This window comes from Cryobacterium sp. BB736 (assembly GCF_014980265.1).
Lineage (GTDB): Bacteria > Actinomycetota > Actinomycetes > Actinomycetales > Microbacteriaceae > Terrimesophilobacter.
In genome coordinates this window covers 185,614-209,014 of the sequence record NZ_JABXWQ010000006.1, presented here as the reverse complement: position 1 = coordinate 209,014, position 23,401 = coordinate 185,614, and the positions used below count along the sequence as shown (strand labels likewise).

At 67.1% G+C, this 23,401-nt stretch carries 23 protein-coding genes; 4 read left to right on the top strand and 19 right to left on the bottom strand.

The genetic code is table 11. The annotated features are described in order from the left end of the window. Nucleotides 1-49: 49 nt before the first annotated feature. Both IRG63_RS14140 and IRG63_RS13255 read left to right on the top strand, forming a co-directional pair. Complete coding sequence (locus IRG63_RS14140) at nucleotides 50-1,204, top strand: sensor histidine kinase (RefSeq protein WP_168626529.1); 1,155 nt, start codon at nucleotides 50-52, stop codon at nucleotides 1,202-1,204. Beyond that, nucleotides 1,201-1,824 (top strand): response regulator transcription factor, encoded by a 624-nt coding sequence (locus IRG63_RS13255; protein ID WP_193510402.1) that lies wholly within the window; start codon nucleotides 1,201-1,203, stop codon nucleotides 1,822-1,824. Before IRG63_RS14140 ends, IRG63_RS13255 begins: the two co-directional genes overlap by 4 nt. 38 nt (nucleotides 1,825-1,862) lie before the next feature. On the opposite strand, the gene IRG63_RS13250 is transcribed toward IRG63_RS13255, so the two are convergent. The 3 genes from IRG63_RS13250 to IRG63_RS13240 are packed head-to-tail and all read right to left on the bottom strand — an operon-like array spanning nucleotide 1,863 to nucleotide 4,885. Further along, complete coding sequence (locus IRG63_RS13250) at nucleotides 1,863-2,633, bottom strand: fumarylacetoacetate hydrolase family protein (RefSeq protein WP_168626527.1); 771 nt, start codon at nucleotides 2,631-2,633, stop codon at nucleotides 1,863-1,865. A 43-nt stretch (nucleotides 2,634-2,676) separates the two neighbouring features. Continuing rightward, the gene (locus tag IRG63_RS13245; protein ID WP_168626526.1) at nucleotides 2,677-3,783 is read right to left on the bottom strand and encodes a branched-chain amino acid aminotransferase; all 1,107 of its coding nucleotides are present in this window, start codon (nucleotides 3,781-3,783) and stop codon (nucleotides 2,677-2,679) included. A gap of 40 nt (nucleotides 3,784-3,823) precedes the next feature. Further along, a complete protein-coding gene (locus IRG63_RS13240) occupies nucleotides 3,824-4,885 on the bottom strand; it encodes a 3-isopropylmalate dehydrogenase (protein ID WP_193510401.1) in 1,062 nt (353 codons plus the stop codon). A 151-nt stretch (nucleotides 4,886-5,036) separates the two neighbouring features. Here IRG63_RS13240 and IRG63_RS13235 point away from each other — a divergent pair, with 151 nt between their 5' ends. Beyond that, complete coding sequence (locus IRG63_RS13235) at nucleotides 5,037-5,291, top strand: DUF6458 family protein (RefSeq protein ID WP_168626524.1); 255 nt, start codon at nucleotides 5,037-5,039, stop codon at nucleotides 5,289-5,291. 70 nt (nucleotides 5,292-5,361) lie between these two features. Here IRG63_RS13235 and IRG63_RS13230 read toward each other — a convergent pair whose 3' ends face one another. From IRG63_RS13230 to IRG63_RS13155, 16 genes are all read right to left on the bottom strand, one after another. Continuing rightward, nucleotides 5,362-5,937, bottom strand: a complete 576-nt coding sequence (locus IRG63_RS13230) for a hypothetical protein (protein ID WP_193510400.1) — start codon at nucleotides 5,935-5,937, stop codon at nucleotides 5,362-5,364. Between the two features lie 34 nt (nucleotides 5,938-5,971). Beyond that, complete coding sequence (gene serA, locus IRG63_RS13225) at nucleotides 5,972-7,561, bottom strand: phosphoglycerate dehydrogenase (protein ID WP_168626522.1); 1,590 nt, start codon at nucleotides 7,559-7,561, stop codon at nucleotides 5,972-5,974. A gap of 105 nt (nucleotides 7,562-7,666) precedes the next feature. Next, nucleotides 7,667-8,035, bottom strand: a complete 369-nt coding sequence (locus IRG63_RS13220; protein WP_193510399.1) for a hypothetical protein — start codon at nucleotides 8,033-8,035, stop codon at nucleotides 7,667-7,669. Next, a complete protein-coding gene (locus IRG63_RS13215; RefSeq protein ID WP_193510398.1) occupies nucleotides 8,032-8,412 on the bottom strand; it encodes a hypothetical protein in 381 nt (126 codons plus the stop codon). The genes IRG63_RS13220 and IRG63_RS13215 overlap by 4 nt, the downstream gene beginning before the upstream one ends. Before the next feature lie 150 nt (nucleotides 8,413-8,562). Then, a complete protein-coding gene (gene ilvC, locus IRG63_RS13210; protein WP_370566274.1) occupies nucleotides 8,563-9,615 on the bottom strand; it encodes a ketol-acid reductoisomerase in 1,053 nt (350 codons plus the stop codon). Between the two features lie 30 nt (nucleotides 9,616-9,645). Further along, complete coding sequence (ilvN, locus tag IRG63_RS13205; RefSeq protein ID WP_193510396.1) at nucleotides 9,646-10,152, bottom strand: acetolactate synthase small subunit; 507 nt, start codon at nucleotides 10,150-10,152, stop codon at nucleotides 9,646-9,648. Further along, nucleotides 10,152-11,957, bottom strand: coding sequence for an acetolactate synthase large subunit (locus IRG63_RS13200; protein ID WP_193510395.1), 1,806 nt, complete (start codon nucleotides 11,955-11,957; stop codon nucleotides 10,152-10,154). The genes ilvN and IRG63_RS13200 overlap by 1 nt, the downstream gene beginning before the upstream one ends. A 37-nt stretch (nucleotides 11,958-11,994) precedes the next feature. Next, nucleotides 11,995-13,689 carry a dihydroxy-acid dehydratase gene (gene ilvD, locus IRG63_RS13195; RefSeq protein WP_193510394.1) on the bottom strand — a complete coding sequence of 565 codons (1,695 nt, stop codon included), beginning with the start codon at nucleotides 13,687-13,689 and terminating at the stop codon, nucleotides 11,995-11,997. A gap of 10 nt (nucleotides 13,690-13,699) precedes the next feature. Beyond that, a complete protein-coding gene (gene mnhG, locus IRG63_RS13190) occupies nucleotides 13,700-14,074 on the bottom strand; it encodes a monovalent cation/H(+) antiporter subunit G (RefSeq protein ID WP_168626515.1) in 375 nt (124 codons plus the stop codon). Nucleotide 14,075: 1 nt separating this feature from the next. After that, nucleotides 14,076-14,339: a monovalent cation/H+ antiporter complex subunit F gene (locus IRG63_RS13185; RefSeq protein WP_168626514.1), complete on the bottom strand. Its 264-nt coding sequence runs from the start codon at nucleotides 14,337-14,339 to the stop codon at nucleotides 14,076-14,078. Next, the gene (locus IRG63_RS13180) at nucleotides 14,336-14,899 is read right to left on the bottom strand and encodes a Na+/H+ antiporter subunit E (protein ID WP_168626513.1); all 564 of its coding nucleotides are present in this window, start codon (nucleotides 14,897-14,899) and stop codon (nucleotides 14,336-14,338) included. Before IRG63_RS13180 ends, IRG63_RS13185 begins: the two co-directional genes overlap by 4 nt. Next, on the bottom strand, nucleotides 14,896-16,458 hold the full coding sequence (locus IRG63_RS13175; protein WP_168626512.1) for a Na+/H+ antiporter subunit D: 1,563 nt from the start codon (nucleotides 16,456-16,458) through the stop codon (nucleotides 14,896-14,898). Before IRG63_RS13175 ends, IRG63_RS13180 begins: the two co-directional genes overlap by 4 nt. Then, a complete protein-coding gene (locus tag IRG63_RS13170; RefSeq protein ID WP_168626511.1) occupies nucleotides 16,455-17,024 on the bottom strand; it encodes a Na(+)/H(+) antiporter subunit C in 570 nt (189 codons plus the stop codon). Before IRG63_RS13170 ends, IRG63_RS13175 begins: the two co-directional genes overlap by 4 nt. Beyond that, nucleotides 17,021-19,927 (bottom strand): Na+/H+ antiporter subunit A, encoded by a 2,907-nt coding sequence (locus IRG63_RS13165; protein WP_193510393.1) that lies wholly within the window; start codon nucleotides 19,925-19,927, stop codon nucleotides 17,021-17,023. Before IRG63_RS13165 ends, IRG63_RS13170 begins: the two co-directional genes overlap by 4 nt. 99 nt (nucleotides 19,928-20,026) lie before the next feature. After that, nucleotides 20,027-20,803 carry a trehalose-phosphatase gene (gene otsB, locus IRG63_RS13160; protein ID WP_193510392.1) on the bottom strand — a complete coding sequence of 259 codons (777 nt, stop codon included), beginning with the start codon at nucleotides 20,801-20,803 and terminating at the stop codon, nucleotides 20,027-20,029. Then, nucleotides 20,796-22,277 carry a trehalose-6-phosphate synthase gene (locus tag IRG63_RS13155; RefSeq protein WP_370566270.1) on the bottom strand — a complete coding sequence of 494 codons (1,482 nt, stop codon included), beginning with the start codon at nucleotides 22,275-22,277 and terminating at the stop codon, nucleotides 20,796-20,798. Before IRG63_RS13155 ends, otsB begins: the two co-directional genes overlap by 8 nt. Nucleotides 22,278-22,467: 190 nt before the next feature. On the opposite strand from IRG63_RS13155, the gene IRG63_RS13150 reads away from it, so the two are divergent. After that, on the top strand, nucleotides 22,468-23,364 hold the full coding sequence (locus tag IRG63_RS13150; RefSeq protein WP_193510391.1) for a sugar phosphate isomerase/epimerase: 897 nt from the start codon (nucleotides 22,468-22,470) through the stop codon (nucleotides 23,362-23,364). The last annotated feature ends 37 nt before the right edge of the window (nucleotides 23,365-23,401 follow it).

The window sequence follows — 23,401 nt, the reverse complement described above, 5'->3', positions numbered from 1 at the left end:
CAACTTCCGGTGATTCCCGCGGGCGCATCGCCCGCGTATCCTCGGGCATGTGACGCGCCGCAGCCTCGTACATCTGACTCAGGATGCCGCGGTCGCAATCATCCTGTGTGGCGTCGCGATCGCCGAGCTCTGGGTGCCGCTGCAATCCGTGTATGGGGACGGTTCAAAGGAACTCGGCACCGCGCTCGCGATTTCCGTGTGCCTGCTGCTGATCGTCCGCCGTTTCGCGCCCCTGGCGACCTTGACGGCGATTGTCGTGTTGTGGGCGGCTGTTTACTCGATCACACCTGTGCCCGTGCTGTTCTGGGGCCAGTTCTTCCCGCTGCTGGTCGCGGTCTATTCGGTTGCCAGGCACGGCAAGGGATGGCGCAGCGCCGCGGGCGCCGGCGTTGCCGCCGCCATGCTGATCTTCTTCGACTTGCGCGTAGACGTGATGCAGTCCCCCGAGGAGATGATCTACCACTGGACCGTCACGGCCCTCGTCTGGGCATCCGGTCGGGGACTGAGTCTGTTCGAGAAACGTGCCGCGGACGCGGCGACCCGAGCATCCGAGGTCGAAGCGGAGAGCCGGATGCAGGCGCTGCAGGCGGTCGCCGACGAACGCGCGCGCATCGCGCGCGAACTGCACGACATCATCGCGCACTCGGTCAGCGTGATGGTTGTGCAGGCGGGGGCCGCGGAGCAGGCGGCCGACGACGAGGCGATCGTGCGCCAGGCGCTGCAGAACATCCGCACGACCGGAACGTCCGCCCTCGCCGATATGCGTCGGGTGGTCGCCATGTTGCGCACCCCGGACGACGAGCGTTCCCTCGAACCGCAGCCCGGACTGGCAGAACTCCCCCGGCTGATAGACCAGGCGTGTGACGCCGGGCTCGACACCGAACTTCGCATCGAGGGTGAACCGCTCGAGCTCCCTGATGGACTTGATCTCGCGGTCTACCGGATCGTCCAAGAAGCCCTGACGAACACCCGACGGCACTCCTCCGCGCGCAGCGCAATCGTTACCGTGCGATTCACAGCGGGAGAGGTCGAAGTGACCGTTGCTGATGACGGCATCGGCGCATCCGGCAAGCCGAACAGCCATGGCCACGGACTGATCGGCATGCGCGAGCGCGCCACGCTGTACGGCGGCCGGCTGGAGACAACGAGTGAGCCGGGCGGATTCGTGGTGCACGCGGTCCTCCCGGTCGGAGTGCTGCTGTGACGCGCGTGCTGCTGGCGGACGACCAAGAGCTGGTGCGCGCTGGCTTTCGGCTCATTCTCGAGCGCGCCGGCATGGACGTCGTCGGTGAAGCCGCCAACGGCGAGGAGGCGGTGACGCTCGCGGGTGAGCTCTCCCCCGACGTGGTGCTCATGGACATCCGGATGCCCGTTCTCGACGGCATCGGCGCAACCCGGCGGGTGCTGGCCGAGTGCGACCCGGCGCCGCGAGTGCTTGCCCTGACCACGTTCGACCTCGACGAGTACGTGTACGAGGTGGTGCGGGCCGGTGCCAGCGGCTTCCTGTTGAAGGATGTGTCGCCGACCGACCTGGTTCACGCGGTCGGCGTTGTCGCTCGAGGGGAGGCGATGCTCGCCCCGGCGGTGACGGCCCGACTGCTCGAGCGATTCACCCAACGGCCGCTCGGTGGGCCATCCCCGGTGGTCGCATCCCTGACCGACCGTGAGTTGGAGATCGTGCGGCTCATCGCGCGCGGACACTCCAACTCCGAAATCGGGCAGGAGCTGTTCCTCAGCGAGGCGACGGTCAAGACCTACGCGTCACGCCTGCTGACCAAGCTCGCGCTGCGCGACCGCGTGCAGGTCGCGGTGTTCGCGTATTAGAACGGCATCGTGCAGGTCGGCGACCCGACCCCACCTCGCTAGTCGCGGTTGCGGGCCGGGTTCGAGAGTGTTCCGATGCCCTCGATGGTGATGTCCACCCGCTGCCCGTCGGTGAACCCGCCGAGGCCGGCCGGCGTCCCGGTGAGGATGACGTCCCCGGGCAGCAGCGTCCAGACATCCGACGCGAACTCGATGATCTCGGGGATCTTGTACAGCATGTCCGCGGTGTTCCCCTTGCGGCGGGGCTCACCGTCGACGAAGGTCTCGATCTCGAGGTTGGTCGGGTCGAGCTCGGTCTCGATATACGGGCCAAGCGGGCAGAACGTGTCGTACCCCTTCGCACGAGCCCACTGCCCGTCCGCGAACATGACGTCGCGCGCGGAAATGTCGTTGGCGATCGTATAGCCGAAGATGTAGTCCATCGCGTTCTCGGCCCTGACCTGCTTCGCGATCCGGCCGATCACGATCGCCAGTTCACCCTCGTGCACGATGCGACCATCCACCGGCGGGATCATGATGGTCTCGCCCGGTCCGATGACCGACGTGTTCGGCTTGAGGAAGATCAGCGGGTTGTCCGGCGCGGCGCTCGTGATCTCCGCCTTGTGCGCGGCGTAGTTGAGGCCGACGCACACCACCTTCGACCGAGGGATGACCGGCGCGAGCAGTCGGGAGTCCTCCAGCGCGACCCGCTCTCCGGTGGTGTTGAACCCACTGAACATGGGGTCCCCAGCCAAAACGACGAGCTCCTGGTCGTCGACGATTCCGAACCTCGGGTCTTCCCCGGCACTGCTAAAACGCGCGATCTTCACCCGATCAAGCGTACCCGTCCGGGGAGGCCCGCCTTTCCTTAGGTCAGCCGTCCAGGCGGTGCATCCAGCCGTGCTTGTCTTCGACGCGCCCGTACTGGATATCGGTGAGCTCCTGCCGCAGCGACATGGTCAACTCGCCCGGCTGTGCATCCGCGTCGCCGATCGTGAAATCGGCGGCCTTGAGCTGCGCGATCGGCGTCACCACCGCGGCGGTGCCGCACGCGAACACCTCGACGATGTCCCCGGATGCCGCGCCCTCGCGCCACTCGTCGATGGTGACCTGGCGGCGCTCCACCGTGTGGCCGCGGTCCTCGGCGAGCTTCAGGATGGAGTCGCGGGTGATGCCCTCGAGGATGCTCTCCGACTCGGGCGTGACCACGCGGCCGTCCTTGTAGACGAGCACGACGTTCATCCCGCCGAGTTCCTCGATGTACTTGCCCTCCACCGAGTCGAGGAACATCACCTGGGCGCAGCCCTGCGCGGCGGCCTCCTCCTGCGGCAGCAGCGACGCTGCGTAGTTGCCGCCCGTCTTCGCCGCCCCGGTGCCGCCCTTGCCCGCACGCGAGTAGTTCGTCGACAGCCAGATCGACACTGGCGCGACACCGCCGTGGAAGTAGGCGCCGGCCGGGCTCGCGATCAGGTAGTAGGCGACCTTGTGCGCGGCGCGCACGCCCAGGAACGCCTCCCTGGCGAACATGAACGGCCGCAGGTAGAGGCTCGTCTCTGGCTCGGATGGCACCCAGTCGCCGTCGACGGCGATCAGCTGATGCAGCGAGTCGAGGAAGTACTCGACCGGCAGCTCCGGCAGGGCGAGCCGGCGGGCGGAGCGCTGCATGCGCTGGGCGTTGGCCTCGGGACGGAAGGTCCAGATCGAGCCGTCAGCATGCCGGTACGCTTTCAGGCCCTCGAAGATCTCCTGCCCGTAGTGCAGCACCGCGGCCGCCGGATCGAGGGTGATTGGGCCGTACGGCTGCACCCGCGGGCGGTGCCAGCCGCCGTTGACACTCCAGCAGATGTCGACCATGTGGTCGGTGAAGTTCTTGCCGAAACCGGGGTTGGCCAGGATCTCTGCACGTTCTTGCGGGCTCTTCGCGGCCAGGTTCCGTGTCACCTGGAATTCGAGTGCTGCATCCGTTTGTGTTGAGGCCATCGCCAATCCTTCGCTCTTCGCTGTCCGGGAGAGACCGGACTCATCCATTCTGCGCTTCTTTGATGAGCGCAACGATCGCGTCACCCACCTGCGCGGTGCTGCGCGCGTCCGATCCACGCGACCCGAGGTCGGCCGTTACGGCGTCGGTGACCCGCGCCGCGGCATCCGGCAGTCCCTGCTGCTGCAGCAGCAGCGCGACCGACAGGATCGCAGCGGTCGGGTCGGCGATCTGCTTTCCGGCGATGTCGGGCGCCGACCCGTGCACCGGCTCGAACATGCTCGGGAAGGTGCCGTCCGGGTTGATGTTGGCGGATGCGGCCAGGCCGATCCCGCCGCAAACCGCCCCGGCGAGGTCGGTCAGGATGTCGCCGAACAGGTTGTCGGTGACGATCACGTCGAAGCGCGACGGATCGGTGACCAGGAAGATCGTTGCCGCATCGATGTGCAGGTAGTCGACCGCGACCTCCGGGAACTCGACGCCAACGCTGTCGACGGTGCGCTGCCAGAGCGAACCCGCGTAGGTGAGCACGTTCGTCTTGTGCACGAGGGTGAGCTTGTTCCGCCGCTGGGCCGCAGTGCGGAACGCGAACCGCACAAGCCGCTCGACCCCGTACGCGGTGTTGACGCTCACCTCGGTCGCGACCTCGGCCGGCGTGCCGACCCGGATGCTGCCGCCGTTGCCGGTGTACGGACCCTCCGTGCCCTCCCGGACCACCACGAAGTCGATGTCGCCCGGGTTGGCCAGCGGAGACGCGATCGACGGGAAGAGCCGTCCGGGTCGCAGGTTGACGTAGTGGTCGAAGGCGAACCGGAGCTTGAGCAGCAGCCCGCGCTCGATGAGCCCGCCCGCGAGCCTCGGATCGCGCGGGTCGCCGCCGACAGCTCCGAGCAGGATGGCATCGTGCTGGCGCAGCGCCTCGAGGTCCGCGTCGTCCAGCACCCGCCCGGTGTCGAGATAGTGGCCGGCACTGAAGGAGTACTGCGTCGCGTCGATCGTCACGTCCGCGGGCACCGCGGCTTCGAGCACCTTGAGTGCTTCTGCGGTGACCTCGGGGCCGATTCCGTCTCCGCCGATGACGGCGAGAGAGATGTTTCTGGGCATGGTTGGCTACTCCGGCTCTGCGGGGGTGTGCATGCCACATTAGCGCGCAGGCGGCTCTCAGCCGGTTCCCATGGTGGATTGCGAGTCTGATTCACACAACGCCAGTTCGGCTCTGGATGGGCCGGGCATCGGCGAACAGAAAGGATCGATCGTGGGAATTGGAACCGGAATCGTCTTGTTCGTGATCGGCGCCATCGTCACCTTCGCGCTGAACTTCGAGGTTCAGTTCGTCAACTTGGATCTGATCGGCTGGATCCTGATGATCGCCGGAGTGGTCGTATTCCTGATCTCGCTCGTCCTGGTGCTTCGACGCCGCTCAAGCGTTGAGACCGTTCGTGAGGTCGGGGGAACCGGTGACCGCACCGTGCAGCGCGAGACGCGCAGCGACGTCGATCCGACGCTTTAACGACGTCTAGGCAGGCTGCCCCGCGGAGCATCGGTTGCACCGCGGGGCAGTTCTCTGTCTAAGTGCGGTCTCAGGATGCGGCAGCGGGTGCCAGTTCGTGGGCTCCACGGCGAGCGGATGCGAGGGTGATGGCGAACAACACGGCCCACGCCGCGGACATCGGCAGGTTCAACAGCACGCGCCAATCCTGGATGTTGAACGGCAGCCCGATCACGAAGGCCGCGAGCAGCAGGGAACCAAGCCACGCGCGGAGCACCGGGGAGCGCAGCACCGCGAAGCCCGCGATGCCCGTCGCAAGCAGCGGGACGAAGCGTCCCAGAGTGTCGGAGTCGACCAGCCACCACAACGGGTCGCCGTAACTGGATCCGCGGTTTATGGCGATACCGACCGCAAGCAGCAGGGCCCCGACCGCCAGGGTCGTCGCTGTCGCGATCCTGCCCCAACGCGGCAGCGTGCGGTGGCCTGCGACCGCGACCGCAAGCAGCGCTACCGCAATGAGGAACAGCCAGGAGATGTCCTCGGACGGGCGGTGGGCGGCGCCGCCGCTGCACGCCTGACCGACGCACCCTTCAGGGCGCAACGCGAGGAGCACGGCGTGCGCCGCCATCACCACTGCGCCGACTACTCCTGCAATGGCTGGAACCAACGCTGGCTCCGACCGCCTCATTCGCAACCTCTCGTCAGGCGACTACGTCAATCTGACGAATGTAGTCGGCGTCGATCGCCTGCCGCACCGTCTCGATGAGTTCTTCCGAGACCGGTGAGTCGACGGTGAGCACCGACAGCGCCTGGCCGCCGGCCTCCCGGCGACTTATCTGGAGGCCCGCGATGTTGATCTGGGCATCGCCGAACTCCTTGCCGAAGATCGCGACGATGCCCGGCCGGTCGGTGTAGAGCATAACGATCAGGTGCTCGTCGAGCGGCACCTCGACGTCGTAGCCGTTCACCGCAACGATCTTCTGCGACTGCTTGGTGCCGATCAGGGTGCCGGACACCGATACCTCGGTGCCGTCGGCGAGGCCGCCGCGGATGGTCAGCAGGTTGCGGTACTCCTCGCTCTCGGCGTCGGTGATCAGGCGCACCGGGATGCCCCGCTGCTCGGCGAGCAGCGGCGCGTTCACGTAGGACACGGCCTCGCTCACGATGTTCGTGAAGTAGCCCTTGAGCGCGGCAAGCTTCAGCACGCTGACGTCGAAGTCTACGATCTCGCCGCGAATCTCGACGTCGATGCTGGTGACCGGACGCTGAGCCAGTCCGGCGAACACCTGCCCCAGCTTCTCCATCAGCGGGATGCCCGGACGAACGGTCGGGTCGATGACACCGCCGGCGACGTTCACGGCATCCGGGACCAGCTCACCATCGAGGGCAAGCCTCACCGAGCGGGCCACCGACACGCCCGCCTTCTCCTGGGCCTCGTCGGTGGACGCGCCCAGGTGCGGCGTGAGGATGATGTTGTCCAGTTCGAGCAGCGGTGAGTCGGTGGGAGGCTCGGTGACGAAAACGTCGAGACCGGCGCCTGCGATGCGGCCGTCGCGGAGCGCCTCGTACAGTGCGTGCTCGTCGACGATGCCGCCACGGCTCGCGTTGACGATGCGAAGGTTCGGCTTGGCTTTGGCGAACTGCTCGCGTCCGATGAGGCCGGTCGTCTCGGGCGTGCGCGGGATGTGCACGGTGATGAAGTCGGCCTGCTGCATGAGCTCGTCAAGGCTCAACAGCTGAACGCCTAGCTGCTGCGCGCGCGTCGGCGTCACGTACGGGTCGTAGGCGACGACGGTCGTGTCGAACGCGGCGAGGCGCTGCGCGACGAGCGTGCCGATGCGGCCGAGCCCGACGATTCCGATGGTCTTCTCGTACAGCTCAGTGCCGGTGTACTTGGAGCGCTTCCACTCCCCCGCCTTGAGCGAGGCGTTGGCGTCCGGGATGTGCCGGGCAAGGCTCAGCAGGTGGCCGATCGCGAGCTCGGCCGCGGACACGATGTTGGAGGTCGGCGCGTTGACGACCATGACCCCCGCCTCGGTCGCCGTCTTGACGTCGACGTTGTCGAGCCCAACGCCCGCGCGGGCGATGACCTTCAGCTTGCGTCCCGCTGCGATCGCCTCGGCGTCGACCTTGGTCGCCGACCTGATGAGGATGGCGCTCGCATCTGGAAGCGCTTCGAGGAGCGCTGCCCGGTCGGTGCCGTCGACGTTGCGCACGTCGAAGTCGGGCCCGAGGGCGTCGACAGTAGCGGGTGAGAGTTCTTCTGCGATCAGCACGATCGGTTTCGCCACGAAAGCATCCTTCGCCAGATAAGAGGGGGAACGCCGCGGCGCACACGGGCGCGACAGGATAACTGTAATGCAGGCCGTTCCGCGCTCGCCGCTGGTTACGCGTCGCTAGGTGAGATAGCCGGCGAGCACGTTGACGCTGAGGGTGACCGCCGCGACCACGGCAAGGGCGGTAGCCAAGGAGAGGACCAGCGGCAGTCGACCCCGCTTGAAGCCGACGATGACGCCGACGACATAGAGCATGACCGGCAGAACCAGGTTCACCACGATCGCCGCCCACGGGATGCCGAGTGGTGCCACGTCAGCCTCGGCCGCGAGCTCGTTGATCTGGTTGATGCTCGTGACGACGCCGATCGCGTCGGAGATCGCCTCGAACAGGTCGTACGCGAACAGCAGCCCGAAGGCCGCCGCGATCGCGACGCGCGCCCAATCGACCCGGTCGGGTGCGGCATCCGGAGTTCGCATCGTCTCGGTCATGCGATGAACGGCCATGGGATGAGGACGAGCGCGCCAATCAGCAACCACACCACGCGGGTTGCGGGCCGCTTGTGGCGTGTGAAGACGGCAACGGATCCCGCCCAGAGTGCCGGGGAGACGATCGCCAGGAACTCGCCGAATTGGTACAAGATCACCGGGAGGATCCCGCCGACGGGGATCGGGTTGCGGATGGATGCCAGCACCCAGCCGATCGTGTACAGCAGGTAAAGGCCGGCGAAGATGCCGTAAGCGACGAGCGCGAGCGAGCCGGATGCGGTGCCATCGGCCTCGACTGCGTCCGCGCTTGGTGCGGCGGCGTGGCTGGGATCGGACTCGTCGCCCCAGCTGAGGGCTTCGTCGTCAGGATCCACGGCCACCCGAGCAACTCTAGCCGCGCCCGCTGCTCGCATTACCGCTGGTTGAGGGATCGACGAAGTCGATCGTCTCGAAACCAGCCACACACGGAAGTTCTTGTGCGGACGGGTTTCGAGACGGTCGCTTCGCGACCCCTCAACCAGCGGGGATGACTAGCGGGCGGCGGAGCCGTCCACGTAGTCGTCGTCCTGCTGCTTCCACGCGAACAGGGCGCGCAGTTCCTTGCCGGTCGCCTCGATCGGGTGGGCCTCACCCTTGGCGCGCAGCTCCTTGAACTCCGGCGCGCCGGCGTCCTGGTCGGCGATGAACCGCTCGGCGAACGCGCCGGACTGTACGTCGGCGAGCACCGCCTTCATGTTGTCCTTGACGTGCGGGTCGATCACGCGCGGGCCGGAGACGTAGTCGCCGTACTCTGCGGTGTCGGAGACGCTCCAGCGCTGCTTGGCGATGCCGCCCTCCCACATGAGGTCGACGATGAGCTTGAGCTCGTGCAGCACCTCGAAGTAGGCGACCTGGGGTTGGTAGCCGGCCTCGGTGAGGGTCTCGAAGCCGTACTGGACGAGCTGGGAGACACCACCGCAGAGCACCGCCTGCTCACCGAACAGGTCGGTCTCGGTCTCCTCGGTGAAGGTCGTCTTGATACCACCGGCCCGAAGACCGCCGATCGCCTTCGCGTAGCTCAGCACGAGCGGCCAGGCGCCCGCGGTCGCGTCCTTCTCAACAGCGACGATCACCGGCACACCACGGCCGGCCTCATACTCGCGGCGCACGGTGTGGCCGGGGCCCTTCGGCGCGACCATGATCACGTCGACACCCTCGGGCGCCTCGATGTAGCCGAACCGGATGTTGAAGCCGTGCCCGAAGACGAGCGCGTTGCCCGCCTCGAGGTTGTCCCGGATGTCCTCGGCGTACAGCGCACGCTGGTGCTGGTCCGGCGCGAGGATGACGACGACATCCGCCCACTTCGCGGCCTCGGCGCTCGGGAGCACCTCGAAACCGGCCTCCTCGGCCTTCGGCTTCGACTTCGAGTCGGGCTTCAGGCCGATCTTGACCTCGACACCCGAGTCACGCAGGTTCTGCGCGTGCGCGTGCCCCTGCGAGCCGTAGCCGATGACGGCCACCTTCTTGCCTTGGATGATCGACAGGTCGGCGTCCTTGTCGTAATAGATCTCGGCCATTGGTTGTTTCTCCTTGCTTGTTCGGATGTCTCTAGCGGGCGGCCGTGCCGGCGCCCGTCAATTCTTGAAGACGCGGTCGGTGATGCTCTTCGGCCCACGGCCGATGGCGAGCAGCCCGGACTGGGCGATCTCCTTGATGCCGTGCGGCTCGAGCACGCGCAGCAGCGCCTGCACCTTGGCGGTGTCGCCGGTGACCTCGATCACCAGCGCATCCGTCGCCACATCGACGATGCGGGCGCGGAACAGGTTGGTCGCCTCGAGGATCGCGCTGCGAGTCGAGTTGTCGACCTTCACCTTGATGAGCATGTGCTCGCGCTCGACCGTCTGCGTCGGGTCCAGCTCGACGACCTTGATCACGTTGACCAGCTTGTTCAGCTGCTTGGTGACCTGCTCGAGCGGCAGTTCCTCGACGTCGACGACGACGGTGATCCGGGACAGGCCCTGGATCTCGCTCTTGCCCACCGCGAGGCTCTCGATGTTGAAGCCGCGTCGGGCGAACAGCCCGGCGACACGCGTGAGCAGACCCGGTTTGTCCTCGACGAGCAGTGACAGTACGTGGCTCATTACTCGTCCTCCCATTCCGGCGCCTTGTCGCGCGCGTATTGCACGTTCGAGTTGCCGACTCCCTGCGGCACCATCGGCCACACCATCGCGTCGGCGCTCACGATGAAGTCGATGACGACCGGACGGTCGTTGGTCTCGTTCGCGAGCTTGATCGCCGCATCGACCTCCTCCTTCTTCGTGACCCGGATGCCGAGGGCGCCGTACGCCTCCGCGAGCTTCACGAAGTCGGGCACCATGACGGTCTCGTGGCCGGTGTTCAGGTCGGTGAACGAGTGGCGGCCGTTGTAGAACAGCGTCTGCCACTGTCGAACCATGCCGAGCGACGAGTTGTTGATCACGGCGACTTTGATCGGGATGTTGTTGATCGTCGCGGTCGCGAGCTCCTGGTTGGTCATCTGGAAGCATCCGTCGCCGTCGATCGCCCACACGGTGCGCTCGGGGTTGGCAACCTTGGCGCCCATCGCTGCAGGCACGCCGTAGCCCATGGTGCCGGCACCGCCGGAGTTCAGCCATGCGTTGGGACGCTCGTACTTGATGAACTGGGCAGCCCACATCTGGTGCTGGCCGACGCCCGCGGCGTAGATCGCCTCCGGTCCGGTGAGCTCACCGATCCGCTCGATCACGTACTGCGGAGCGAGCAAGCCGTCGGCCGGGTCGTCGTAGCCGAGCGGGAAGCTCGTCCGGAGCTCTTCGATGCGTGCCCACCAGTCGGTGAAGTCCGGCTGCACCTTCTTGATTACCTCGTTGTACGCGGCAGCGAGGTCGGTGAGAACGTCCTTCACGTCACCAACGATCGGCACATCGGCGACGCGGATCTTGGAGATTTCGGCCGGGTCGATGTCGACGTGAACCACCTTGGCGTTCGGCGCGAACTCGCTCGGCTTGCCGGTCACCCGGTCGTCGAAGCGGGCGCCGAGCGAGATGATCAGGTCGGATTCCTGCAGCGCAAGCACCGCGGGCACGGTGCCGTGCATGCCGGGCATGCCCAGGTGCTGCTTGTGCGAGTCGGGGAACGCCCCGCGCGCCATCAGCGTCGTCACGACGGGCGCGCCGCTGGCATTGGCGAATGCGAGCAGCTCGTCCGAGGCCCGGCCCCGGATGACGCCGCCACCGACGTAGAGGACGGGCCGCTTCGCCTCGGCGAGCATCCGGGCGGCTGCCTGCACCTGCTTGCCGTGCGCCTTGGTCACCGGACGGTAGCCGGGCAGCTCGACCTCGGTCGGCCAGATGAACGGTGCCGAGTTCTGCTGCGCGTCCTTGGTGATGTCAACGAGCACAGGGCCCGGCCGGCCGGTCGTCGCGATGTGGTGCGCGGCCTGCAGCACGGCCGGAACGTCCTCCGGCCGGCGCACCAGGAACGAGTGCTTGGTGATCGGCATGGTGATGCCGACGATGTCGACTTCCTGGAACGCATCGGTGCCCATTACGGTCGAGAACACCTGACCGGTGATCGCGAGCAGCGGGACGGAGTCCATGTGCGCATCCGCGATCGCCGTCACCAGGTTGGTCGCGCCGGGGCCGGAGGTCGCGATCGCGACGCCTACCTTGCCGGTGGACGACGCGTAGCCCTCGGCCGCGTGGCCGGCGCCCTGTTCGTGGCGCACGAGGATGTGACGGATGGTGGTCGACGACATGAGCTCGTCGTAGAACGGCATGATGGCGCCGCCGGGCAGTCCGAAGACGTCGGTGATGCCGAGCTTCTCGAGCGAGCGCAGCACGGCCCCGGAGCCGGTGAGGATTTCCGGCTCACTGGAGCGTGGATGCGTCGTCGAGGGAGTCGGCACGGGGATAGATTCCGCGGGCATGGTTTTCTGGGTTTCCTTCAGTCGAGGATTGGGGTGCTCACCCGGTGGTCGCGCCCTCCGCAGCGGAGTGCACGAGCTTCGAGTATTTTGCGAGAACGCCACGGGTATAGCGCGGGGGAAGCGGAGCCCAGCCTCGGCGGCGGGCCTCCAGCTCGCTCTCGTCGACAAGTAAGTCAAGTGAGCGGCCTGCGATATCGACCCGAATCAGATCACCATCGCGCACGAACGCGATCGGACCTGCGTCCACCGCTTCGGGAGCTATGTGGCCGATGCACAGGCCGGTTGTGCCGCCTGAGAATCTGCCGTCCGTCAACAGTAATACATCTTTTCCGAGCCCCGCGCCCTTGATGGCGGCGGTGATCGCCAGCATCTCGCGCATCCCTGGCCCGCCCTTCGGCCCTTCGTACCGGATGACGATCACGTCGCCCTTGTTGATGGCGCCCTCTGTCAGGGCGTCCATGGCCGCGCGCTCGCGCTCGAACACGCGCGCCGGCCCCTCGAACACCTCGGCGTCGAAGCCGGCCGTCTTGACCACGGCACCGTCGGGGGCGAGCGAGCCGCGCAGGATGGTGAGCCCGCCGGTCGCGTGGATCGGGTTGTCGAGCGTGCGCAGCACCTCACCGTCGAGCGGCTCCGGATCCAGTTCGGCGAGGTTCTCGGCGACGGTCTTGCCGGTCACGGTGAGCGCGTCACCGTGCAGCAGGCCGGCGTCCAGCAGCGCCTTCATCACGACGGGCACTCCCCCGTGCCGGTCGACGTCGTTCATCACGTACTTGCCGAACGGCTTCAGGTCGCCGATGTGCGGCACCTTGTCGCCGATCCGGTTGAAGTCGTCGAGGGTGAGCTCGACATCGGCTTCCTTCGCGATGGCCAGCAGGTGCAGCACGACGTTGGTCGAGCCGCCGAACGCCATGGCGACGGCGATCGCATTCTCGAACGCCTTCCTGGTCAGGATGTCGCGGGCGGTGATCCCGAGGCGCAGCAGGTTCACGACGGCTTCGCCGCTGCGGTGGGCGAAGTAGTCACGGCGGCGGTCGGCTGCCGGCGGGGCGGCAGAGCCGGGGAGGCTCATGCCAAGGGCTTCGGCCACGCTCGCCATGGTGTTGGCGGTGTACATGCCACCGCAGGCGCCCTCACCCGGCGCGATCGCGCACTCGATGCGGTGCGCGTCCAGTTCCGACATGGTGCCGGCCTTGACCGCGCCGACTGCCTCGAACGAGTCGATGATCGTGACGTCCTTCTCGGTGCCGTCGGAGAGTTTCACCCACCCGGGGGCGATCGAGCCTGCGTAGAGGAAGACGGATGCGAGGTCCAGCCGGGCGGCCGCCATCAGCATCCCGGGCAGCGACTTGTCGCATCCGGCCAGCAGCACGGAACCATCGAGCCGCTCGGCCATCATGACGGTCTCAACCGAGTCGGCGATGACCTCGCGGCTGACGAGCGAGAAATGCATGCCCTCGTGCCCCATCGAGATGCCGTCGGAGACGGAGATGGTGCCGAACTGCAGCGGGTAGCCGCCGCCGCCGTGCACGCCCTCCTTCGCCCCCTGGGCGAGCCGGTCGAGGCTCAGGTTGCAGGGCGTGATCTCGTTCCACGAGCTGGCGATGCCGACCTGAGGCTTATCCCAGTCGGCGTCACCCATGCCGACGGCGCGGAGCATGCCGCGGGAGGTGAGGGCTTCAATTCCGTCGGTGACGACACGGGATCGGGGCTTCAGATCAGGCTCGGACATGGGATCGAGTCTAAGTCGTCCCCGCACCGCCGCTTTCCTGCTGCGCCCGCTCGATGGCCCCGGCGAGCTCGTCGATGAGCAGGCTGTCCTCGGCCATCACACCGGTGCGGTAGCCCGCACGGCCCACCATGTGCGCGGCGATCGGCGCGGTCAGCATCTGGAAGACGAGGATCGGGATGAGCAGCAGGATCGTCGACCAGTTCGGGCTCTGCAGGCCGATCGCGGCGAGGATCACCATCAGCCCTAGGATCTGCGGCTTGGTCGTCGCGTGCATCCGCGCTATCGCATCCGAGAATCGGATGAGGCCGACCCCCGCGGCGAACGACAGGAACGCCCCGACGATCAGGAAGACCGCGGTCAGCACGTCGATCACGATGTCGAGCATGTCACTGCCCCCTTCGCGAGACGTAGCGGGCGACGACGACCGCACCGAGGATCGCCGTGGCGGCGAGCACGAGCATGAGCGGCAGCGTGCGGGTGTGCGAGTTGTAGACCATTTCGGCGCCGAGGATGCAGATGAGCGTGGTCAGCAGCATGTCGGATGCGATCATCCGGTCGAGCAGTTTCGGCCCGCGCGCGATCCGGTACAGAGCCAGCAACGCGGCGGCGAAGAACAGCACCCCGACGGTCCAGAACACCCAGTCGCTCATCGGCGCGCCTCCTCGGCGATGCGGCGCAGGTCGTCCTTGGAGCCGAGCGTGCGCACGATGCGGGACTCCACCAGCAGCACCTTGCGCCGCATCTTCTCGACATCGCGGCCGGAGGCGGTCGGGAAGGTGTGGAAGTACAGGATGGAACTCTCCCGGTCGGCCTCGACCACGAGCGATCCGGGTACGAGGGACAACGCGATGGCCACCAGCGTCATGATCAGGTCGGACCGCGTGTGCAGGTTCACGCCGATGACCGACGAGGTGGGGATCCTGCCTGGTCTCAGCGCCAGGAAGGCGACCTGGAACGACGCGACGATGACGTCTCCGATAAAGGTTGCCAGGAACACCAGCCCATGCCACGGGTTGAAGCGGCCCGACAGGTCGACCGGCGGCAGGTAGAACACGCGGGTCACCACCACCGCGACGAGGATGCCGGTGATCAGGTTCAACCAGGACAGGTTTCCCCACAGCACCATCCACAGCACGACCAGGCCGACCAGCAGCGGCAGTTGCCGGATGAATCGGCGCCGCAGCTCACGCCGTGTCACCTGCGCGTTCACTCCGACACCCCCTCGAACACGGTGGTGACGTAGTAGCCGGGGCCGTCGATGTTCTTGCCGGCGCGCTCGCTGACGTCGAACAGCGGCCCGGCGAACAGCGTCAGGGCGACACTGATGGCAACCATGCCCCCGGTCGCCGCCACCATGATGCGGGGCACGACACGTGCCGTCGCCACCTGTCCGGAGTCGTTGCGGCGGTCGGCGTCGGAGACGGGCAGCGGATGCTCGTAGTCGACGACCTCCTCGGCGTCCCGCCAGAACGCCATGTTCCAGGCGCGCGCGAGGGCGTAGAGCGTGAGCAGCGAGACCAGCGCTCCGGCGCCGATGAGCAGCCACGCGAGCACGGAGCCGTCCTTCGCGCCGGCGTCGAACAGGGCCAGCTTGCCGAGGAAGCCGGAGAAGGGCGGGATGCCGCCGAGGCTGAGCATCGGGATGAAGAACAGCACCGCGATGACCGGGCTTGCCTTCAGCAGACCCCCGATCCGGTTGATCGAGGTGGTGCCCGCGACGCGTTCGACGAGTCCTACGGCGAGGAACAGTGTGGTCTGCACCGTGATGTGGTGCACGACGTAGTAGGTCGAAGCTCCCAGGCCTTCAGCGGTGTTCAGCGCGATCCCGAACACCATGTAGCCGATGTGGCTCACGAGCGTGAAGGACAGCAGTCGCTTGATGTCGGACTGGGCGACCGCGCCGATGATGCCGATGATCATCGTCAGCCCTGCGGCGATCATGAGCGGCACCTGAAGGTCATCGCCGGGGAAGATGATCATCTCGGTGCGCATGATCGCGTAGACGCCGACCTTGGTCAGCAAGCCGGCGAAGACCGCGGTGACCGGAGCCGGGGCGGTCGGGTAGGAGTCCGGCAGCCAGAACGACAGCGGGAAGATGGCTGCCTTGATGCCGAACGCGACGATCAGCATCACGTGCAGGATGAGCTGCACATCCTCGGGCAGTTCGGCCAGCCGCACGGCGAGTTGTGCGATGTTCACCGTTCCGGCTGACGCGTAGATGAAAGCGATCGCCGCCAGGAAGATGATCGACGACACCAGGCTGACCACGATGTAGGTGACTCCGGAGCGGATGCGCTGCTCGGTCCCGCCGAGGGTGATCAGCACGTAGCTCGCCACGAGCAGGATCTCGAAACTTACGTACAGGTTGAACAGGTCGCCGGCGATGAACGCGTTGAAGACGCCGGTCGCCAGAATCAGGTAGGTCGGGTAGTAGATCGACACCGGCGTCTCGTCGTCTCCGTCGGCCAGGCCCTGGCCGACCGAGAAGATGAGCACCGAGAGCAGCACCGCGGCGGAGATGACGAGCAGCAACGCGGCGAGACGGTCGACCACGAGGGTGATGCCCCACGGCGCGGGCCAGCCGCCGACCGCGACCGCGATTGCGCCGTAGGCATCCACGTACCAGAGCAGAAGCCCGCCGATGACGAGCACGACACCGAGCACAGCACTCGCGATGGTCACCTGCGCGCGCGGGTAGCGGGCGAGGGTCAGCGCCGCCGCGGCGCCGAGCAGCGGCAGCAGGACGACGAGCGGGATGAGTGAACTCACAGCTTCTCCTCCTCCTGCAACTCGGTGGCGTGGCCGTCCTCGGCTCGCAGTTCGCGGTCGAGTGCTTCGCGGTCACGTGCCTCGCGCTGCGCCTGCTCCTCTTCGAGCCGCTCGGCTTCCTCGAGGTCGAGCGCGGTCGAGACCGCCGCCGCGGCGCGCGTGCCGAACTCGGTGTCCTCCGCCTCGGCCGAGGACTCGGAGGTGACGGACACCCTCCGCCGGCCGATCTCGACGTCCTCGACGTCGTCTTGCACGACATCCGCGTTCGCCAGCCGCCACGAGCGGTAGATGAGCGCCATCAGGAATGCCGAGACGCCGAAGGTGATGACGATCGAGGTGAGCACGAACGCCTGCGGAAGCGGGTCTGACATCTCGGATGCTGGCGCGTCGCCGTAGAACGGCGGGGTGCCGCTGCGTCCGGCGATTACCAGGATCAGCAGGTTGGTCGCATTGCCGACCAGCATGAAGCCCAGCAGCACCCGGGTCATGCTGCGCTCAAGCAGCAGGTAGACGCCGACCGAGTAGAAGATCGCCATCAGCGCGACAAGCACGAGGGAAACGCTCACACCAGGCTCCCTTCCGCGATCTCATCCGATTCGTCCTCCTGCTGGCGGTCGACCTCAGCGCCCAGGCTGCGCAGCACGTCAAGCACCATGCCGACGACGACGAGGTAGACGCCGACGTCGAAGATGGTCGAGGTGATGAACTCGACGTGGCCGAGGATCGGCAGCTCCGCCTCGAAGAAGGTGGACTCCAGCGGCGCCATGCCGAAGAACAGCGGTACCACCGCCGTGCCGGCGGCGAGCAGCAACCCGACCCCGAGGAGGCGCCCGGCGTCGAGCGGCGCGGCTGCTCCGAGTTCGTAGCGGCCACCGGCCAGGTACCTGGCCGCGAGGGCGAGGCCCGCGACGAGCCCGCCGGCGAACCCGCCACCCGGCGCGTTGTGCCCGGAGAACAGGATGAACAGCGAGACGACGATGATCGCGTGGAACATCAGGCGCACGACGACCTCGAGCAGGATCGACCGGTTCTCCGGCGCGAGCTTGAACCCGGCCAGCAGCCACGCGCTGCGAGTGCTCGCGTCGTCGGGACGCGACTCCTCGTGCGGCCGCTCAGGAAGCGGCTTGAGCCGAGCACGCAGGGTGCGCCGACGCACTTCCTTCGGCGGTCGCGGCAGGTTGTCGGTGCGGCTGCGCAGGAACACCAGGCTCGCGACGCCGGTGGCGGCCGCGATGAGCACCGACAGTTCACCCAGGGTGTCCCAGCCTCGGATGTCGACGAGGATCACGTTGACGGTGTTGAAGCCGTGACCTTGCTCGTAGGCGAGTTGCGGCAGTTCGAGGGAGATGGGCGCGGCGGTGCGAGCGCCGAGCGCGACGATCGAGCCGACCGCCATGACCAGGCCGACACCGATTCCGATTACCGCGCGCAGCAGCCGGTTCCGCGACTCGTGCACCTGCCCCAGCCGGGCGGGCAGTCGACGCAGCACGAGAACAAATGCGATGAGAGTCACCGACTCGACCAGCACCTGGGTGAGGGCGAGATCCGGGTCGCCGTGGAACGCGAACTGTGCTGCCATCCCGTAGCCGGTCGCCCCAAGCAGCAGTGCGGCCTGGAAGCGCTTGTTCGCGCCGGCGAGAGCGATGGCGGCGATGCCCATGACCACGGCGATCGCGAGTTGCGCCGGGCTGTCCCACAGCCGCCACTCGCTCGGCCAGGTCGTGTTCAGGATGAGCGTCGTGCCGACCGTGCCGACGAAGACGAGCAGGGTGACGCCGAGGTAGAACGGCAGCGAACCGCGCTGCGTGGTCGCGGTGATCCGGCTGGCGACCCGGTCGATGCCGCGCATGGTCTCCAGGTAGAGCTCGTTCGCGTTGACGTTCGTGCTCAGCCGAGTCTGGACCGCGCTCACCGGCACGCGCGCCCAGTACAACGCCAGACCACCGAGGATCGTGCCTGCCGAAATCGCGAAGGCGATGTCGAACCCGTGCCAGAGCGCGAGGTGGATGTCCGTCCCCGTGGTCGCGAACTGCGCCGAGTAGCCCTCCAGCGCGGTTCCGATTGGTGCCGCAAGTGGCGCGGCGATGATGCCCGCTGCGGCAAGCAGCGCCGGCGAGAACATGAACCCGAGGCTCTCGTGCACCGGACGCACCTGCTCGACCTCGGTCTTCCGCGCGAACGCGCCCCACAGGAACCGGGCGCTGTAGGCCACCGTGAACACCGATCCGAGTGCGATGCCGACTACCGCGACCCAGCCGAGCAGCTGACCGTCTGCGGCATCCGCCACAAGCGCCGCGAGTACCGACTCCTTGGCGACGAAGCCGAGCGTGAACGGGATGCCGGCCATCGAGGCGGCAGCGACGGTCGCGGTGGTCGCGAGGAACGGAGCCTCCCTGCCCAGCCCGGACAGCTTGCGCAGGTCGCGCGTGCCGGCGCGGTGGTCGATGATGCCGACAATGAGGAACAGCGCCGCCTTGTACAGGGCGTGGGCGAGGAGCAAGGCGACCGCCGCGAGGGCGGCGTTGCGGGTGCCGTACCCGGCGACGGTGATCAGGAAGCCGAGTTGGCTGACCGTGCCGTAGGCGAGCAGCAGCTTCAGGTCGTTCTGCTTGAGAGCCCTCCACGCGCCCAGCAGCATCGTGAGCAGACCGAGGGTGACGAGCGCCTCACGCCATCCGGGGGTATCGGCGAAACCGGGTGCGAGCCGGGCGACCAGGTAGATGCCCGCCTGCACCATGGCGGCCGCGTGCAGATAGGCGCTGACCGGGGTGGGCGCGGCCATCGCGGAGGGCAGCCAGAAGTGGAAGGGAAAGATCGCCGACTTGCTGATCGCCCCGACCAGGATCAGCAGGATGGCGGTGGTCACCAGCGGCCCGACCGGGGCGAGGGCGATGAGTTCGCTCAGGCTCGTGGTGCCGACGGTGACGGACAGCATCACCAAGCCGACAAGCATGACCAGCCCACCCGCGGTGGTGACGATCAGCGCCTGCAGGGCGGCCGTGCGGCTGGCGCGGCGGCCGATGTAGTGACCGATGAGCAGGTAGGAGAAGACGGTCGTGCCCTCCCAGAACGCGTACAGCAGGTACACGTTGTCCGCGATGACCAGCCCGTACATGCATCCGGCGAACGCGAGCAGGGTCGCCGCGAATCGGCCGACGCCTTCCTCGTCCCGGCCGAAATAGAAGGTGCAGTAGAACAGCACGAGCGAGCCGACGCCGGTCACGATCAGCGCAAGCAGCCAGGAGAGCGTGTCCAGGCGCACCGTGACCTCGAAGCCGAGCTGCGGTATCCAGGTGAACGATTCAAGGTGGGCGTCGCCGGCGAGCACTGCGGGTGACTGCACGATCGTGACGATGAATGCGGCCAGCGGCACCAAGGCGAGCACAGGGAACATCCGGGTGCCGAAGCGGGCGACCAGCGGATTCGCGACGAGGGCTACGACTGCGAACAGAAGGAGGGTAGCGAGCATTTCCCTCCCGGAGCGTCAGTTGCGGCGGCGCTCGGCGCATGAAATGTACCCCGATGAATGTGGTCCGCGCCACGATTCTACCGGCTGAGCGGAAGCTCGTTACCCGCGCTGGTCGGCCAGAAGCTCCAGCACCGACGGCATCATGGCGAGGTCGGCGACACGGTAACGGGCGAGGGACTCGCCGTCACCCACCTTGAGCGCGAGGTCGTCTGCGCCGAGAGCGGCGAAGCCGTCCTCATCGGTCACGTCGTCGCCAGCGAACAAGATGCCGGTCGCGCCGGTGTACTGCCTCAGCCGCCGCAGCGCCCCGCCCTTTGTAGCGTCGACGACGGAGAACTCGAGCACGTTCTTGCCGACTCGAACGGTGAGACTCGGCATTCTCGAGGTCAGGCTTCGCGCGAGCTCGTTCGCTTCGAGCGCGTGATGCGCATCCGACTTCCTGGTGTGCAGGGCGAAGCCGACCGCCTTGACCTCGACCCACGCACCGGGCGCCACTGCTGCCGCCCGCTCGAGCGCCTCCCGCAACGGTTCGAGACGTGCGCGCTCGTCGTCGGTCAACTCGGGTGCGATCAGCTCGCCGTCGACCCGGAACTCGGCGCCGTGCGAACCGGACAGGATCACGTCGTCGGGGGCGTCGGCGACGTGCTCGAGGCTGTCCATCGCGCGTCCGGAGACCAGCGCGACCTTGGTCGCCGGGGCAGCGCGCAGGCGCTCCAGCGCGTCGCGCGCGGCCGGCAGGGCGCGCGCATCGCGCGGGTTGTCGACTGTCGGCGACAGCGTCCCATCGAAGTCGAGAGCGACCAGCAGCAGCTCGGTTGCCGCGATCGAGCGCAGGGCGGCGACGAGGTCGCCGGAGAGGTCGGCCTGGTCAGTCATTGGCGGCGGCCCGCGCTTTCGCTAGTTCTTCCAGGAACTCATTCGACCACTTGGCGACGTCATTGTCGAAGACCCGTTTGCGCAACTGCCGCATCCGCGACTTCCGCTCGCGCTTGGGAAGCTCCATCGCCCGCAGGATCGCGCGCTTCAGCTCCTCGATGTCGTGCGGGTTCACCAGGATGGCACGCGTCAGCTCGTCGGATGCGCCGGCGAACTCCGACAGGATGAGCACTCCGTCGTCGTCGAAGCGGCTCGCAACGTACTCCTTCGCGACGAGGTTCATGCCGTCGCGCAGCGCCGTCACGAGCATGACGTCGGCGGCCAGGTAGAACGCCGTCATCTCCTCGCGCGGGAAGCTCTGGTGATAGTAGGCGATCGGCGAATGGCCGATGGTCGAGTAATCACCGTTGAGCCGGCCGACCATCAGTTCGACCTCGTCGCGCAGTTCCATGTATGGCACGACTCGTTCGCGGCTGGGGCTCGCGACCTGCACGAGGACGACGTCACCGACGGTCACCTCACCGTCGGCGACCAGTTCGCCGAACGCCTTGATGCGGTGGCCGATGCCCTTCGTGTAGTCGAGCCGGTCGACACCGAAGATGATCACTCGCGGGTCCCCGAGGTCGGCGCGGAGCTGGCGAGCTCGCTCCTGGATGTCGGGGCGCCGGGCGAGCTCGTCATAGATGCTGGCGTCGATGGAGATCGGGAACTCCCGGGCGACCACCGTGCGAATCGGTCCGGTGGGCTTGATCGGCCCGTACACGCGAACGCCCGGCGTCTCATCGACGACCGGAACCTCGATGTGACCCCTGCGGGTCGGGTAGCCCTTGAGCCTGCGCACCGCCTGCTGGAAATTTACAGCGTCGGCTTGTCGCTGGAACCCGATGACGTCAGCGCCGAGCAGCCCCTCGACGATGCGCGTGCGCCACGGCAGCTGAGAGAAGATGCCGTAGGGCGGAAAGGGAATGTGGTTGAAGAACCCGATCGTCAGGTCCGGTCGCGCTTCCCGCAGCAGCTTCGGGACGAGCTGCAACTGGTAGTCGTGCACCCAGACGACGGCACCCTCGCTGGCGACCTCGGCCACGGCATCCGTGAACCGCTGGTTCACCGACTTGTAGGCATCCCACCACTCGCGGTGATAGCGCGGGGAGGCGATGACGTCGTGGTACAGCGGCCATAGCGTGTCGTTCGAGAACCCCTCGTAGTACTGCTCGATGTCGTCTGCGCTGAGCGGTACGGGGACGAGGCGGATGCCACCCTCGTCGAACGGCTCGACCTCGACATCCGGCATGCCCGGCCAGCCGACCCAGGCTCCCCCGTGCGCGTGCATCACCGGCTCGAGTGCTGTCACCAGGCCGCCCGGTGACCTGGTCCAGGCTGCAGACCCGTCGGCGTCGACGATGCGGTCAACGGGGAGCCGGTTGGAGACAACGACAAGGTCGAACTGTTCGTTCGTCGCGCTCGTCTCGCTCACCAGTGTCCCGATCCTGCCCACCCGTTTCCCCGCCGACTACACCGGCGTGGGCAACCTCAAGGGTATCAACGAGCCTGAGAGTTGCCCGAGTGGCAGGTGAATGCGGTGGGTCGAATTTCACGACCTGTTCACACGGCCGGTGCCGGGGACTACCTGAGTTCCCGCAGATTGCGTGCTTACACTGGAGCAAATGATCCGCATCGGAATGAGCACGTCGGCTGTGTACCCCCTCCCTACGGAGCAGGCCTTTCGACTGGCTCGACTAGCTGGTTTCGACGGCGTCGAAGTGATGGTGACCAAGGACGAGATCACCCAGGATGCGGATGCGCTGCTGGCGTTGTCCGAGCGCTACGAGTTGCCGATCCTCTCCATCCACGCGCCGGTGCTGCTGCTCACCGCGTTCGTCTGGGGACGCGACCCGCGCGTCAAGCTGCGCAAGTCGGCTGAACTCGCGAAGGCCGTCGGCGCGGACACCGTTGTCGTGCACCCGCCCTTTCGCTGGCAGGCGGAGTATGCGCGGGATTTCCTGCGGATCGTGCGGGAGATTTCAACCGAGTACGACGTGCAGATCGCGATCGAGAACATGTTCCCGTGGAAGGTCGGCGGCAAGAACCTGAAGGCGTACTCGCCCGGCCCCGACCCATCGATCATGGACTGCGACGCCATGACGCTGGACTTCTCGCACGCGTCACTGTCCGGAAGAGACTCGCTCGAGCTGGCGATGGCGATGGGCGACAGGCTGCGGCACGTGCACCTGTGCGACGGTTCCGGTTCGATGGACGAAGGCAAGGTGTTCGACGAGCACCTGCTTCCAGGTCACGGAAGTGAGCCGGTCGCCGAGGTGCTCGAGTACCTGGTTGGGCAGGGCTGGCACGGCTCGGTGGTTGCCGAGGTCAACACGCGTAGGGCCAAGACCATGCAGGAGCGCTTCGAACTGCTCAAGGAGACGCTCGTCTTCGCACAGGACTGCCTCAAGGTGGCACCCCGAAAGCCGTTCGGCTGGCACGGGCCGCACTACGAGCACCTTGGGATGTTCCGGCGTGCCTCGCGCCGCGCCATCACGGCGCTCCGCCCGTCGTCGCGCTGACCGGCATCCGCTCCCACCATCGGTCGGGACGTTTGCA